This window comes from Alistipes shahii WAL 8301, assembly GCF_025145845.1.
In the GTDB taxonomy this organism is placed as follows: Bacteria; Bacteroidota; Bacteroidia; order Bacteroidales; family Rikenellaceae; genus Alistipes; species Alistipes shahii.
Genome location: NZ_CP102253.1, coordinates 398,382 through 411,005, shown reverse-complemented (window position 1 = coordinate 411,005; position 12,624 = coordinate 398,382). Strand labels below are relative to the sequence as shown.

The 12,624-nt window shown below is 47.2% G+C and carries 20 protein-coding genes and 1 pseudogene; 18 read left to right on the top strand and 3 right to left on the bottom strand.

The window, feature by feature from the left end:
* Window positions 1–188 precede the first annotated feature (188 nt).
* Together NQ492_RS01840 and NQ492_RS01835 are read left to right on the top strand one after the other, a co-directional pair.
* Window positions 189–659: a hypothetical protein gene (locus NQ492_RS01840; RefSeq protein ID WP_044054042.1), complete on the top strand. Its 471-nt coding sequence runs from the start codon at window positions 189–191 to the stop codon at window positions 657–659.
* A 19-nt stretch (window positions 660–678) separates the two neighbouring features.
* Window positions 679–1,143, top strand: coding sequence for a lipocalin-like domain-containing protein (locus tag NQ492_RS01835; RefSeq protein WP_015546332.1), 465 nt, complete (start codon window positions 679–681; stop codon window positions 1,141–1,143).
* A 120-nt stretch (window positions 1,144–1,263) separates the two neighbouring features.
* On the opposite strand, the pseudogene NQ492_RS01830 reads toward NQ492_RS01835, so the two are convergent.
* Window positions 1,264–1,794: pseudogene (locus tag NQ492_RS01830) on the bottom strand (phage integrase SAM-like domain-containing protein); the annotation flags it as partial.
* Between the two features lie 791 nt (window positions 1,795–2,585).
* Here NQ492_RS01830 and NQ492_RS01825 point away from each other — a divergent pair.
* From NQ492_RS01825 to NQ492_RS01810, 5 genes are all read left to right on the top strand, one after another.
* Complete coding sequence (locus NQ492_RS01825) at window positions 2,586–2,963, top strand: RteC domain-containing protein (protein ID WP_157359450.1); 378 nt, start codon at window positions 2,586–2,588, stop codon at window positions 2,961–2,963.
* A gap of 93 nt (window positions 2,964–3,056) precedes the next feature.
* Entirely contained in the window at window positions 3,057–3,401 is a 345-nt protein-coding gene (locus NQ492_RS16245; protein ID WP_015546335.1) for a helix-turn-helix domain-containing protein, read from the top strand.
* Complete coding sequence (locus NQ492_RS01820) at window positions 3,391–4,449, top strand: toprim domain-containing protein (protein WP_044054044.1); 1,059 nt, start codon at window positions 3,391–3,393, stop codon at window positions 4,447–4,449. Before NQ492_RS16245 ends, NQ492_RS01820 begins: the two co-directional genes overlap by 11 nt.
* Before the next feature lie 6 nt (window positions 4,450–4,455).
* Window positions 4,456–4,767, top strand: coding sequence for a helix-turn-helix domain-containing protein (locus tag NQ492_RS01815; RefSeq protein ID WP_015546336.1), 312 nt, complete (start codon window positions 4,456–4,458; stop codon window positions 4,765–4,767).
* A complete protein-coding gene (locus NQ492_RS01810; RefSeq protein ID WP_157359451.1) occupies window positions 4,749–5,093 on the top strand; it encodes a hypothetical protein in 345 nt (114 codons plus the stop codon). The genes NQ492_RS01815 and NQ492_RS01810 overlap by 19 nt, the downstream gene beginning before the upstream one ends.
* A gap of 61 nt (window positions 5,094–5,154) precedes the next feature.
* Here the strand turns inward: NQ492_RS01810 and NQ492_RS01805 are convergent, their stop codons facing one another.
* Together NQ492_RS01805 and NQ492_RS01800 are read right to left on the bottom strand one after the other, a co-directional pair.
* The gene (locus NQ492_RS01805) at window positions 5,155–5,691 is read right to left on the bottom strand and encodes a DUF1896 family protein (RefSeq protein WP_157359452.1); all 537 of its coding nucleotides are present in this window, start codon (window positions 5,689–5,691) and stop codon (window positions 5,155–5,157) included.
* A gap of 25 nt (window positions 5,692–5,716) precedes the next feature.
* Entirely contained in the window at window positions 5,717–5,944 is a 228-nt protein-coding gene (locus NQ492_RS01800; protein ID WP_015546338.1) for a hypothetical protein, read from the bottom strand.
* Window positions 5,945–6,554: 610 nt separating this feature from the next.
* Between NQ492_RS01800 and NQ492_RS01795 the strand changes: the two genes are divergently transcribed.
* From NQ492_RS01795 to NQ492_RS01745, 11 genes are all read left to right on the top strand, one after another.
* The gene (locus tag NQ492_RS01795; protein WP_015546340.1) at window positions 6,555–6,869 is read left to right on the top strand and encodes a hypothetical protein; all 315 of its coding nucleotides are present in this window, start codon (window positions 6,555–6,557) and stop codon (window positions 6,867–6,869) included.
* Window positions 6,870–6,879: 10 nt separating this feature from the next.
* The gene (locus NQ492_RS01790) at window positions 6,880–7,860 is read left to right on the top strand and encodes an ArdC family protein (protein ID WP_015546341.1); all 981 of its coding nucleotides are present in this window, start codon (window positions 6,880–6,882) and stop codon (window positions 7,858–7,860) included.
* A gap of 49 nt (window positions 7,861–7,909) precedes the next feature.
* On the top strand, window positions 7,910–8,143 hold the full coding sequence (locus NQ492_RS01785; protein ID WP_015546342.1) for a hypothetical protein: 234 nt from the start codon (window positions 7,910–7,912) through the stop codon (window positions 8,141–8,143).
* 42 nt (window positions 8,144–8,185) lie between these two features.
* Window positions 8,186–8,497 (top strand): hypothetical protein, encoded by a 312-nt coding sequence (locus NQ492_RS01780; RefSeq protein WP_015546343.1) that lies wholly within the window; start codon window positions 8,186–8,188, stop codon window positions 8,495–8,497.
* The gene (locus NQ492_RS01775) at window positions 8,487–8,849 is read left to right on the top strand and encodes a hypothetical protein (protein ID WP_015546344.1); all 363 of its coding nucleotides are present in this window, start codon (window positions 8,487–8,489) and stop codon (window positions 8,847–8,849) included. Before NQ492_RS01780 ends, NQ492_RS01775 begins: the two co-directional genes overlap by 11 nt.
* 16 nt (window positions 8,850–8,865) lie before the next feature.
* Window positions 8,866–9,267 carry a hypothetical protein gene (locus NQ492_RS01770; protein ID WP_015546345.1) on the top strand — a complete coding sequence of 134 codons (402 nt, stop codon included), beginning with the start codon at window positions 8,866–8,868 and terminating at the stop codon, window positions 9,265–9,267.
* Window positions 9,268–9,286: 19 nt separating this feature from the next.
* Window positions 9,287–9,727, top strand: a complete 441-nt coding sequence (locus NQ492_RS01765) for a hypothetical protein (RefSeq protein WP_015546346.1) — start codon at window positions 9,287–9,289, stop codon at window positions 9,725–9,727.
* A gap of 4 nt (window positions 9,728–9,731) precedes the next feature.
* A complete protein-coding gene (locus NQ492_RS01760; protein WP_015546347.1) occupies window positions 9,732–10,238 on the top strand; it encodes a hypothetical protein in 507 nt (168 codons plus the stop codon).
* Window positions 10,239–10,256: 18 nt separating this feature from the next.
* Complete coding sequence (locus NQ492_RS01755) at window positions 10,257–10,559, top strand: hypothetical protein (RefSeq protein WP_015546348.1); 303 nt, start codon at window positions 10,257–10,259, stop codon at window positions 10,557–10,559.
* Between the two features lie 223 nt (window positions 10,560–10,782).
* A complete protein-coding gene (locus tag NQ492_RS01750; protein WP_015546349.1) occupies window positions 10,783–11,367 on the top strand; it encodes an RNA polymerase sigma-70 factor in 585 nt (194 codons plus the stop codon).
* A gap of 195 nt (window positions 11,368–11,562) precedes the next feature.
* Window positions 11,563–12,513 carry a FecR family protein gene (locus tag NQ492_RS01745; RefSeq protein WP_015546350.1) on the top strand — a complete coding sequence of 317 codons (951 nt, stop codon included), beginning with the start codon at window positions 11,563–11,565 and terminating at the stop codon, window positions 12,511–12,513.
* Window positions 12,514–12,624: the final 111 nt, after the last annotated feature.

The window sequence follows — 12,624 nt, the reverse complement described above, 5'->3', positions numbered from 1 at the left end:
ACGTCGAAAAAGTTACTTTTTATTGCGATGTTCGGGCGCAACTGTCGGGCTTACGATCTTCCTTCCGCCCTTCGCTCCCCCGGAAGCAAAATCGCAGGCTCGGATCGCATGTTTCGAGAGAGGCCGCTCTGGGGCTTTCCTATGCGCTGGCCAAGGGCAAACACTTCACGCGCGAGGAGTTTATTTCGATGCTGCTCACCTCGGTGAACGACATCGACTCGCGGTTTGAAGGGTCCAAAACCTCCGGCGGGACGATCAATCTCGAAAAATACCGCGGCAAAATGGGTACGGGTTTGACCGATGCCTACCAGTTGCTGATGCAGATCGAAGGAACGCCCTGTCTGAAAGTCAAGACCGGCAAACTGGAGCTTGTCACCCTTACGAAACATTTCGGAGGTTCGGCCAAGGATCTGACCTATATGGGCGTCGAAGTCTCGGCGGAAGATATGCAGAAACTCGGCGTGGCCGTGGAACCGAAGATGTACAACGGTCAGTTGATGATCAAATGTACGAAGCCGGGAGTTGCGCACATCACCGTGAAGGCGGTGGGCGGCGGCAACAGGCCCGGAACGGGGTCGGTTATGGGCGGCATCGAAATTACCAAGACGTTTGCCGTCATTGCCCGCGAAACGGGTGCTGAAAACGGAGGCTGGTTATAAACGATAGAGTTAAAATACAATGAAAAAATATATTTATTCCCTGTTTGCGGCTGTTTTGTTCCTGTTTTCAGCCGGTTGTTCGAAGGATGACGACGGCTCGAAAAACATTGATTCGGGCGTTGTGGGCGAGTGGCACCAGACGAAGTGGAGCAACGAGGCATATGCGGATTTCGATGTCTACGTCGAGTTCCAGTCCGACGGGACGTTCAACATCTTCCAGAAGGTGGAAACTCCGACCTTTGTGTGCTATTCCGGCGATTTTGCGGTCAACGGTGCGCAGCTTTCGGGCCGTTACCGCGACGGTGAGCCTTGGGGCGCCAGCTACGCCTTTGAGTTGAGCGGAGACGGAAAAACGCTGACGATGATCAGCCAGACCGATAAGGCCGAGGAGAGCGTCTATACGAGAACTGCCATTCCCGAAGAGGTGCGGAACGCTCCCGAAGTGCGCTCCGCGCTTTCCGGTGCGTTGCTGCGGATTTTCTAATACGACGACGTTGAAGTCCAAAAGCAGCCTGACCATATGGTCAGGCTGCTTTTGCGTTGATTCTGATGGGGTACGAAAAAGAGGACACAGGCCTACATGACAACGAATATACAAACATTGCAAGATGGCGTATTTCGTGGCTATGCTGTTGTTTGTGTTGCCCTCTTTACGCAGGAACAGTTCAAAATCACGTAGGTAGGCGAGGTCTATTTCATCGAAACGAATATTTAGCGACCTAAATTCAGACAGGCGGGAGAGTAAAGAACGATGTTTAGACGCCGAACCGTATTTACCGAGCGTTTCCAGCCGTTCGATGGTCTGTTTTAGATATTCGCCGACCGTGCAGTTTATTTTCCGCCCGTTGGTTTCCAAAAGATTGTCGAGCGTAACCTCTACCTCTAATGCTTCCAAGCGTTTGATTTTGCGGCGGAGTTCGTCGATTTTGGTGTCGATGCGGTATTGCAATTCCTGCATTTCGGGCGAATTGTCCTTAATGCGTTGATTTTCAAAGTCCCACTTGCTTATGTGGATGGTAACGCCCGTGCTTACATAGCGGATTTTGCGATTTAGGGTAAACCGAATGTGTATCGGCGCGGTATTGTTTGATTTAATTTTGTCTTTACGGAATATTACATTTGCATTGATAGTCATTAGATTGCACGTGTTGTGCAGAAGATTGGCATTTCTGTTTACCCTCCGAGAAACGGGGTAAACAAAAAGGTAAACATTTCCCCTTAAATGCTCCCTTTTTACCCTCGAACGGCCAATAGTAAGGGCAGACGCACAAAAACAAAAAGACCGATAATCATTGATTATCAGTCTTTTGCTTTGTACCCCCTCAGGGGGTTGAGGGGGACTAACCTAATAAATTGAATAGTTGTAATTTATCTATACACTTATTTCTTTGGTTACGTTTTTAGTTACGAAAACCGGGAAAGAACGTATTTGTTTGTATTGTCCGGCCGTTGGCCGTTCAATGGCAATTTTTACAGATACAAAGATAATAAAAGTTACTGAAAAAAACTAATATTCTGATAGAGAAAATGAAAATCTGAAAAGAATTGAATAGTCATATTTGATATGAACAAACTCATTATGCTGTAAAGTCATCTTAATTATTTGTTTTTGGGTTGAAATTTTTGTAAATTGAAATTAAGATAGGGACTATGATTATTATGGGATAGCTGTTATGTATGCGTGAAAGTTCTGACACACATAACTCCTTAATCCATAGCTTATGAATGTTGCGTCATTGAACTGCAAAATGTTGAAACAAGTTTTGCAGTATCTTCAAAGTAAAGAATTTGAAGAAAATCCAGAAGTCTTAGCAGAGGGTTTCAGTAAACTGATCTGCGAGCTAAATGAAATCACCTCTAATCCTATTGATAGGTTGCGGGGGCTAAAACAAATTAAGGTATATGTAAAGTATACAAAAAAAAACTGTGCCTGCTAAATCACAAATGCAGACCGATTTATTGATTGCGTTACTCGATATTGAGATTGAAATGTGCGTGTTCATGTTCAATAATAATTTGCCAGTAATGCAGGCCGCAGATGAAATTTTACCTGTATTTCATTGGACCGAGCAGAAAAGCGACTTGGTAGAATTGGTTCGGGGTGTTTTTGAAAAAGGGTCGGTAGACAGAGGAAAAGCACAACTTAAAGAATTAATGCGTGGCATTGGCATTTTATTCCGTGTTGATTTATCGAACCATGCCAATATCTTTTTGTCGATTCGCAACCGTAAAGGAGAGCGGGCAGAATACCTGAAACAAATCTATGATTCGCTGACGGATAAAATGGATGAAATGGATAAATAGGGTAGGGAATCGTGTGATAATCGTGTTGGAGTCAATATTGACTCCAACATTTTTATTTTTCAATAGTGCCATCTTTGCGAACAACAAATTAATATGCCTATGGAAGTTATAACGATAGAATCGAAAGCGTTTAAGGAGATCGCCAGTAAACTCGATGCAATTTACGAGCATGTTAGCAATAGCCGTCCATTGCTGTATGCGTTTTCGGATAGCGAAATTTGGGTCGATTCACAGGAGGTTTCTGATATGTTGAATATCAGCGTACGAACACTTCAACGGTTGAGGGCTGAGGGTGAATTGTCCTATACATACGTGCGACGGCGGTGTAGATATAAGGTGAAAGACATTTGTAAATTGCTTGACGACAAAACTATTCCATGCACTTATGAACGGATTATGCAGTTTAAACAAAAATATGCTTTAAATTGTGTTAAATAGAAACGATATAATTAATGCGACCCATGGCGGATTGGATATTTTTCGCCACTACCTCGGCAGGGGACTGCGTGTTGGCAGAAAGTTCCGCAATCCCTTTTACCAAGATACACACGCTTCATGCAGCTTGTATTTCGACCGCCGGAGCGGAGTATACAAGTATCGGGATTTCGGGAATGAAGATTATGCAGGCGATTGTTTCGATCTGGTGGCGACGTTACACAATCTGTCGTGTCGGAAAGCAGATGATTTTGTAGAAATCCTGCGCATTATCAACCGCGATCTATGTTTGGGGCTTTCTGACGAAGCGACTGCAAACAAGCCCATAATACGGCCCCGGTCATTTGTACCTGAACCCGCACGGAAAACACCCACTCCCTATAAGTTCCGCGTACAGACTTTTTCAGACGCAGAACAGGCATGGTGGAAACAATACGGCATCAACGCTGAAACACTTAATCGGTATGGTGTTGTTTCGCTGGCAGAATATTGCGGGGTCAGCAATTCCGGTCACCCCTATACGTTTCGGTCATCCCCGTCCGAACCCATGTTCGGGTATGTACGCCAGAATGGAATAAAGGTTTACCGCCCCCAATCGCAGTCCCGATTCCTATTCGGCGGCAGTTTTAAAGATTATTATTGCTTCGGGCAGGAGCAACTACCCGCCACGGGTGACACGCTGTTTATTACAGGCGGGGAAAAGGACGTGTTGTCGTTGGCCGCCCACGGATTCCCGGCAATCTGTTTCGGGAGCGAAACGGCCCGCATACCGCACCGACTGATAAAAGAATTGTCACAGCGTTTCCAAAACATCATACTGCTCTATGATATGGATGCGACGGGAAAAAAGCAGGCCATAGCATTACAGCAGGAACTTGCAGAATATAACGTCAGTAGAATTGAACTTCCGCTTGCAGGAACCAAACAGGAAAAAGATATATCCGACTACTTCCGTCTGGGGCATACGGCAACAGAATTTCGCAGGCTCATGCCCCGGCCGGAGGTTCGGCAATATATACAGCATAAAAACGGACAAACCTTTAAACATTAGTAGTTTATGAAAGATGCAGATGTACAGCGCATGTTTCGCCAACTCGATCTTATTCTGAATTTGATACAGGAAACCCGCCGCGAAATGAATTTGCTGAAACAAGGCGGCGATCATAATGCGGACGATCCGCTGATTCCAAACCGCCAGCTTGCGGAAATTCTCGATCTCCGGCCAAAGAGTTTGCAGTACTACCGGAAAAAGAAAATTTTGGAAGCCGTAATCATTCAAAGGCGCGTGTTTTTCCGGCGATCCGTAGTGCAGAAATTTCTGGCGGAACATTTCAATCAAAAGGATAAATTATGCAACCTGAATATATGACAAAACAAGCCAATGACGATTTAATCGTTATCACCCGTAAAAAACTGATCGAGCTGATGAATCTGCAATGCCGGATGCGGTATATGCTTACGCTTTTAGGGGCTATTTGCTGCAAAAAGAAGCTGGAGTTTATGATGATGCCGCAGGACGTGTGCGACTTCCTGAAAATCGACTACAAGACTTTTGAAAAGACACTATCCAAAGTCGCGCCCAAATGCACGTTCTGGCAGGGCGGAAAAGTTTATACGCTGGAGCAGATGGTGAACGTTGCGGAAATTGCGACCCGGCCGCAGCGGTTGAAGAAAATACTGCCCCCGACCAAATGACCCAACGACGGCAGCCGCACCGGATTCGGTGCGGCTGCCGCCTTTCATACGCGGGCCGGAACTATATGCCCCACCTGCGTTTCAGGTATTCGCCGACGATCTCCCGGATGCCATAGCGGGCGATCAGGGTTTCCCGGTCCTTTGTGGTCGGGTACTTCGCCAAAAATTCGCGGCATTGCAGCGACAATTCGCCCGCAAAGATTTGCAGGGCGACTTCCGGCAGCTCGATATGTCGGCCTTTCGCCTGCGAATAATAGCCCTGCATCCAGATTTCCGATTTTAAACGTTCGAAGCCCGATGTTTCGAACCCGAAAAACAAGTAACGCAAGGCATTAGCAAGAGCATCCGCAATCGGCACATTCGTCCGAACGCTTTCTTTATAGGCTATACGCGCCCGTGCCCGCAAATCTTTCAGCAACAACATTTCACCGGGAAAATATTCCTGCAAATGTTCTATAAGCAACGTGGTATAATAATCCACTTCTGCGCTACGGTTGCCCGAAGTGCGCCGTATTACCGGAGGTTTTCGGACACCCGTGAGTCGCACCCGTATAGGGTCCTCACTCCCTAACAAAAAATAGTTCTGTTCTGGTTTCATCCTTTCGAGTTTGGTTTACGAAAAGTTAAAGGATTTCAGTATCTCCGGAGAAGTCGATATAGAGGATTCCCAGCGCCCTATCCAATGCGACGGCCGGGTGTTGCGCAACCTGTCTGTCCGCAAGATAAACCGCCGAAGCTGCTGAAATGCGTGTTTGCGCAATACCCGGATTCTCCGCAGGATTACGCGCCAAATAATCGTCCAGTTTACGGGCGAAATATCGCTCGTACAACTCCATTTTTCTGTCTGTCATAGTAGTTTTTGTTTTGCCGTGCCGGGACTATCCGAGGAGCGTCCCAATGGCAAATCTAACTACAAATTCACCCATGTCCAAAAATTACGAACCTATGTCCTATTTGGATTCCGGAGAATTATTTGAACTGTTAATCGACTGAAAATACGCTCCATAACGACCTGATTAAAACATTAATGTCGGGTTCGTTCACATATTGCCTCCCGCACAGATGTTTCCCCTGCTTTATTCTGTCGGCAAAATTGCCGGAAAGTGCGATGTTACGCACTTTTCGGATGGTAGCGGGTGTCTTAATGCGTATTTCTTACGCATTAAGACCGCGGTGTCCCGTGCTTCGCACGGGACAAAGGGAGTTTTCTGTATTGCGCCCTTTTTTGTCGCCATTCCTCTTTTTGGAATCGGTGTACGAAGCAACCACCGCCTGACCTTTCCGTACTCAAAGGTAGCGCCTCGCTGCGGCCGGGCCTGATCGTGTCCGATTTCAGCGGCAGGCCCGGACCTCGCGCACAGCAGGATTTTTCCGAAAAACCTTGTTTCCCTATCTCGCCGCAGGTTTTTGAGTACGGAAAGGTCAGGCGGTGGGTGCTCCGCACGGGATAAAAAAAAAGTCATGGCAACAAAAAAGGACATACAGAAAAATGACCGGAAAGGAACAGGGGCAGGATTAGCCGCTGGGATGGAATCTGAAAACAAGGCGCCCAAAACCGAGAAACAAAAATATGAAGAATATCTATCACGCCTTTGGTCGCATAAGGCCAATGAAGCGGTAACGGTGGAAATCGTTGCCGGCGGAGCCTACGCCCTCGCATCCGGATTGGTTTGCCTGCGGCTGGAACACCAGTACAAAAACGAAGGCGACCGAGTAAATGTAGGTTATAGCAAAAATCTGAAAACGTGGTTTTTCTGCATGGAAGTAAATATTTAAAATCAGAACGATGAACAATAATAAAGTTATAGACGCAATCGCCCCGGCATTCACGGCTTTGATGATTGAAAAAATACAGAACCTTAAAACGGGCTGGAGCAAGCCGTGGGTTTCGATGGCGCAGGGATGCCCCCGCAATCTGGCCGGACGGTATTACAACGGCGGGAACCTGTTCATGCTTCTTCTGCTGACCGAATACAAGCGCTACAAAACGCCTATTTTCCTAACCTACAAGCAAGCGCAGGATGAAGAAATCAACGTGAAGAAAGGCGAAAAATCGTTTCCGGTTTATTTCTGGTATTTGTACGCCATTCCCAAAGACCAAAAAGACGGAAAAGGCATGCCATACGAGAAATACGCCCGTCTGTCCGACGAGCAGAAAAAGGCTTACAAGTTGTTGCCCCTGCTGCGCTATTATTCGGTATTCAATATCGACCAGACCGATATGCCGGAGAAGAACCCCGAACGCTATGCACGGCTGTTGGAGCAGGCCGCAGGGATGCCGCAGACGGACGGAACGACCTGCGCCGAAGTCGATCACATGGTCGATGCCGGGAAATGGTATTGCAGGATCGAAGTATTGGAATCCGACAGCGCATTTTATCGCCCCAGCGCCGATATAATCGTGTGCCCGCTGAAAACACAATTCCCCAAAGGTGCGGATTATTATTCGACGCTGCTGCACGAGGTCGCCCACAGCACGGGCCACCCGTCGCGGCTCAACCGGGATATGTCCGGGTTTTTCGGTTCGCCCAGCTATGCCCGCGAGGAACTGATCGCCGAAATGACCGCCGCACTTTGCGGCATACGGTTCGGGCTTGCGACAACGCCGCAGCAGGAAAACGCCGCCTACCTCGCAAGCTGGCTGCGGGGGCTGAAAGAGAAACCCGAATACCTGTTCGAAATCCTTATCGACGCGAACAAGGCCGCGACGATGATTGCCGACCGGGTAGAGCAATGCAACGCCAAACCCGACGAAACAGCCGCGTAAACAGAATAATAACGGGGCGGGGTTCGCTCCGCCCACAATACCCGAAATTATGAAATCATACGAAGAAATAATACGAGCAACCGCAGCCCTCGACTGGCGTATTCGTACCCACATGCCGGAAAACTACATGGAAGAAATATTCGGCCAAACTCCCGAAAGCAATCCAAGCCTATACAATAGACTATGGCGGGCCATGCGAACGGGCAGCATACAATTCTTATTGGACACACTCGACTACACCAACGAAAAGAAACTTATCCGTTACATCAGCCAAAAAGCATAAATCCGGGCGGGGCATCGTCCCCGCCTACAACACCAAACTATTATGGACAAAATATTTATTGAAATACTTGAAGAACTTACCAAGTTGAACGCATCCGGGAAATACACAACTTTTTTCGATTTCGAGGGCCACATCAACGCCGTGGATATTCGGATTTTCAACGGAAAATGGAGCGTATGTAAAACTCCTTTTTTCGATATGGCTGTAATCCGGCTTGATGCTCCGAACTACCATTCCTGCGCCACGGGCGAACATTTCGACCCGCAGACATTCCTAAAATATCTGGCCGACTTGTGGAAATTCCGTCCAACGAAAAAACATCCGTTCCTCAAATATTCAGAATATGACAAGTAGGCAAAAGCAGAACAACCGCTATGCCGCTGCCGAGCGCAGGATTTTGCGGGTACGATACCCGCAGAATCCTGCCGCACGGAAGCTATGCCAACTCGACGAGCAGCGCGACCGCTATTCCAAAGCGATAGACGAGGTTTTCGGCGGCATGTATCGCCGCGGGTTCCGCCCCGGCATCGACAACGAGAATCCGGCGTTTCTGGCCGATTTCGACCTTATAAACCGCTGGCAGAAAGAACAGGAGCGAATCGCCCGCCGCGTCGCCCGTATCGAACAGGCCAGCGGCAAGACCACAGAACAAGCCCTGCACGAAAAATACCTGCTCAACGCAGGCCGGGGCAGTCAGTCGTATTAACTTAAAATTTGCAACTATGTCGCACGAAAAAGTAAAGCGCATTTCCATAATCGGAACAGAGGTATTTATCGACAGCGCAGCCAGTAACGTTTGGCCGTTGGAATATCGGGAAGCTAAATCGGAAAGGCTAACTGCGATTTTGCGGGAGAAAGGCCGCAAGGCCGTAGAAATGGAAATCCTTTTCGACTATTTTTCCGGGTTGATGCAGGGCGGCAGCAGATTCCCGAAAGCGATTGAAGCAGCCGAAAAAGACGGAGCAATTACCAACCATCGGGAACAATATGACAAGTGCCGTATCGACCCGGTATATCGGGAGCAGTTTCTAAACACCTTACATGCTTACCTATCCGGGCGCATCTCGCCCGTCCCATCGGCAGAAACACAGCCCGAACATGCTACACAACAACAATTATTTTAACTTGTAATCCACCCAATTTATGAAAATGAAAGAAATCCCCTACTTCACTCGGTCAGTAGACCGCGCAGAAAAGCGATTCGCCGACTATAAAGCCCGCACCGAAGCGCAAGCTCGCAACCTCGGTTTTGTCTGCGCAGGAAACTTGGGGAAAGGTAGCCGCAACCGTTTGAATACCATAACCGACAAGAGTGTACGCCTATATTCGGCGTACACCCTGCGGCGGCTGTTTCTGAAAATGTATCGGCTGGAGGATAACGGCACACGTATATTCTGGGCGGAATTGAACGACATTCTGCGAATCTGCCAAACAGAAGCGTCCCCTTTCCATAATTACGATTATTCGTCCTTTGCTTGGGACGATAGCGATCTTGAAGATAAATACAACGCGGTGCGACACTTCATCGACCAATACGGCACGGCAACCGACAAAAAATATTTACTCCCCAAATTCATAATTTAGGCCGATGAAAGATCAGCAAATAGACGCTCTTGCGTTATACAAAGCCTATTATCGCTTTTTGCACGAGGAACCCCGCGACAATGCCGGGGACATCTGCGAAACGAATCCCCATCGTATAAACATCCGGCACTTCGAAAACATGGTCGGGATAGAAAAAGAGAACTTTTTAGGGCAGTACGGGTATGCAAAGCACATCGGAGCCATGGCCGAGCGTATGCGCGTTATGGTGGACGATCCTCGGCTGGGCGGTCATTACGAGGTGATGATCGACGAGCAGGGAGAAATCAACCCAGACCGTTACGCCGAACTTTGCCGCCAATACCGCGAGGAAATGCAGAAAGCCGCCCGGATATACGCCTCGATACTCCAGTACGAGGAATGGATAAACGAGGAACTGCGGGCCATCGACGCGGAACGGGCAGCCGCTGCGCTGGATAAAGTGAACCTTCAACGGGCACGGAACAGCATCGTTTATCCCGCATCTCCTGGCATTGAGCAAACCCTATTTTAAACCATAAACATTTTAACCATGCAAAAATATTTCGAAGAACAACCGACAACACGGCCCGAACAAGTGGCCCTTTTGAAAGAAAAACTCAAAGCGCAGTTCAAAAAACGTTTCCCCACCCTCGACGACATAGCTCCCGGATGGAAGAACGTGAAAGCCCCCGACCCCTATGCTTATGCGATGATGAACTATGTATATACGCGGCTATTCCGATTTATCCGGGTGGAAGATAATAGCATTGTCGGGTTTAAGACCCGCTGCACAACATCGTTTTACAGTAAGCCCGAAATCGTAACCGAGCAACCCAAACCCCGGAGTGAGTGAGCAGCGCCGGGGCTGCGGCCCCGGCCTACTTTCGAACTCGATCTGCAATTCCCGCGTCTGACCGAAGTTATCCATAACGATATTATCTAAACCTCACTTCTTTCTCCGATTCGTTCCGCATCAAAGAGATAAACCCAATATTTCACATCACCCCATATTAACGGACATTCTACAAATTTTTGAATTTTGATAAAAAAGTTTACCTTTGAATTAATCTACACGCATGTCAGAACTGGATGAACATATCACGCTCGAAGATTTCGAACGATTATACTCCGAGTATAAACCTCGTTTTATCATTATTGCCCGGTCATACATCCGCAATAATATGGCCGCGGAAGACATCGTTACCGACAGTTTCCTTTATTTTTGGGAAAACAAAGACAAGCTCAATATTACTACGACTATTCCCGCATATATTTTAGGTTCCGTAAAGCATGGTTGTCTTGAATGGCTGCGCAACCAGAAAAACAGACTCAAAATCCAGCAACAAATACATACGACGGCTTACCGCAGCATCAAAGCTAAAATCACCGTTTTGGAAAGCACCAATCCGCAAGCATCCTTTACAGCGGAAATAAAATCCATCATCGAAAGCCAGATCAACAAAATGCCCGAACCTATGCGGCAAATCTTCCTATACAACCGCTTCGAGGGCAAGACTTACCAAGAAATCGCCGAAATTACTGGAATCAATGTGCGCAACGTCACAGCCAATATCCAACGGGCTTTGGCCATAATGCGAATCGCACTGAACGACTATCTCATCATTTTAATTATCGTCCTGTATTCCAGCGTTATACGATAATTAAAAAAAATACCATTTTTTAAGAAAATTTATTTAACGGAAAATGCACTTTTTCGATGTAAATGTCGCGCGCTCACGCACCATATAATTGTAAGCAGACAAAGTATAATTATCAAGAAAATTACCAACAGAAAAATTATGGATTAGCCACGGGCTGCCAAAATTCATAACGCACTCGCCACACAATGTAAAAAAATGGACAAGAAATTATTATATAAGTACATAAACGGACAAACTTCCGAGCAGGAAGAAAAAACGATTGTAGACTGGCTTGATGCCGACCCCAATAACCAGAAAGAATTAAATGCTTTATGGTCTATGCAGGACGCGATTATCGCAAATGCTCCTTATCAGCACCACAATCGTCTGCACCTGCCGACCAGACGCCCGAAATGGTATCGCCAACGCTTTATTCGTATCTGCACCCAGGCTGCCGCAGTATTACTATTGGTCGCAGGCAGTTGGTACGCTTCCAGAACCGTCATTATCGAAGATACCGCAAAACAATATCTGTCCGTTGCCGCACCGGCAGGACAACGTATAGACATTACACTTCAGGACGGAACCAGCGTTTGCCTGAACAGCGGGGCAAAACTGGAATATCCGATACGGTTCAATAGAAATCGCCGTGTGAAACTCTCCGGCGAAGCCATGTTCAACGTGGAGCATGATGCCGCCCATCCGTTCATCGTGGAAACTTTCGCCTGCGACGTGGAAGTGCTGGGAACGAAGTTCAACGTAACGGCAAACGAGCAAGCACACGACTTTACAACCGCATTATTAAATGGTAAGGTAAAAATAACCAACAAATTAGCAAGCGGCGACCAGATTATATTAGACCCGAACGAAAAGGTATGCCTAAATGGGAATCGTCTGGTATTGACAAAGATTAAAAATACGGACGACTATTTATGGACAGAGGGTATTCTGAATCTCGTTGGACACCCGTTTGCCGACATCATCGCCAAAATGGAGAAAACATACGGTGTGAAAATCCAGATCGAAACGGCCGATCTTCCGCAGATCGACGTTATCCGGGGCAAAATCCCCGTCAATATGGGGCTGGATTATGCGTTAAGATCCTTACAGGAAATATCTCCATTTAAATATGAGAAAGACGAAAACAATGTAATCCATATAAAATAACTATGCCAAAATCAACTAATAAGAATCTAAAAAACTGCGATGCCTATGAGATAAGACTATGAATCTTCAAAGTCGCAAAAAAAGCCCGCAGGTGTAGCAACCACCCGCAGG

Bases quoted from the DNA above. Each gene is read 5' to 3' on its own strand.
- NQ492_RS01840 (WP_044054042.1), top strand. From the start codon at position 189: ATGCTGCTCACCTCGGTGAACGACATCGACTCGCGGTTTGAAGGGTCC.
- NQ492_RS01805 (WP_157359452.1), bottom strand. From the start codon at position 5,691: ATGAAACCAGAACAGAACTATTTTTTGTTAGGGAGTGAGGACCCTATA.
- NQ492_RS01795 (WP_015546340.1), top strand. From the start codon at position 6,555: ATGGCAACAAAAAAGGACATACAGAAAAATGACCGGAAAGGAACAGGG.
- NQ492_RS16245 (WP_015546335.1), top strand. From the start codon at position 3,057: ATGCCTATGGAAGTTATAACGATAGAATCGAAAGCGTTTAAGGAGATC.
- NQ492_RS01810 (WP_157359451.1), top strand. From the start codon at position 4,749: ATGCAACCTGAATATATGACAAAACAAGCCAATGACGATTTAATCGTT.
- NQ492_RS01785 (WP_015546342.1), top strand. From the start codon at position 7,910: ATGAAATCATACGAAGAAATAATACGAGCAACCGCAGCCCTCGACTGG.
- NQ492_RS01815 (WP_015546336.1), top strand. From the start codon at position 4,456: ATGAAAGATGCAGATGTACAGCGCATGTTTCGCCAACTCGATCTTATT.
- NQ492_RS01800 (WP_015546338.1), bottom strand. From the start codon at position 5,944: ATGACAGACAGAAAAATGGAGTTGTACGAGCGATATTTCGCCCGTAAA.
- NQ492_RS01755 (WP_015546348.1), top strand. From the start codon at position 10,257: ATGCAAAAATATTTCGAAGAACAACCGACAACACGGCCCGAACAAGTG.
- NQ492_RS01760 (WP_015546347.1), top strand. From the start codon at position 9,732: ATGAAAGATCAGCAAATAGACGCTCTTGCGTTATACAAAGCCTATTAT.
- NQ492_RS01745 (WP_015546350.1), top strand. From the start codon at position 11,563: ATGGACAAGAAATTATTATATAAGTACATAAACGGACAAACTTCCGAG.
- NQ492_RS01835 (WP_015546332.1), top strand. From the start codon at position 679: ATGAAAAAATATATTTATTCCCTGTTTGCGGCTGTTTTGTTCCTGTTT.
- NQ492_RS01775 (WP_015546344.1), top strand. From the start codon at position 8,487: ATGACAAGTAGGCAAAAGCAGAACAACCGCTATGCCGCTGCCGAGCGC.
- NQ492_RS01750 (WP_015546349.1), top strand. From the start codon at position 10,783: ATGTCAGAACTGGATGAACATATCACGCTCGAAGATTTCGAACGATTA.
- NQ492_RS01770 (WP_015546345.1), top strand. From the start codon at position 8,866: ATGTCGCACGAAAAAGTAAAGCGCATTTCCATAATCGGAACAGAGGTA.
- NQ492_RS01790 (WP_015546341.1), top strand. From the start codon at position 6,880: ATGAACAATAATAAAGTTATAGACGCAATCGCCCCGGCATTCACGGCT.
- NQ492_RS01765 (WP_015546346.1), top strand. From the start codon at position 9,287: ATGAAAATGAAAGAAATCCCCTACTTCACTCGGTCAGTAGACCGCGCA.
- NQ492_RS01780 (WP_015546343.1), top strand. From the start codon at position 8,186: ATGGACAAAATATTTATTGAAATACTTGAAGAACTTACCAAGTTGAAC.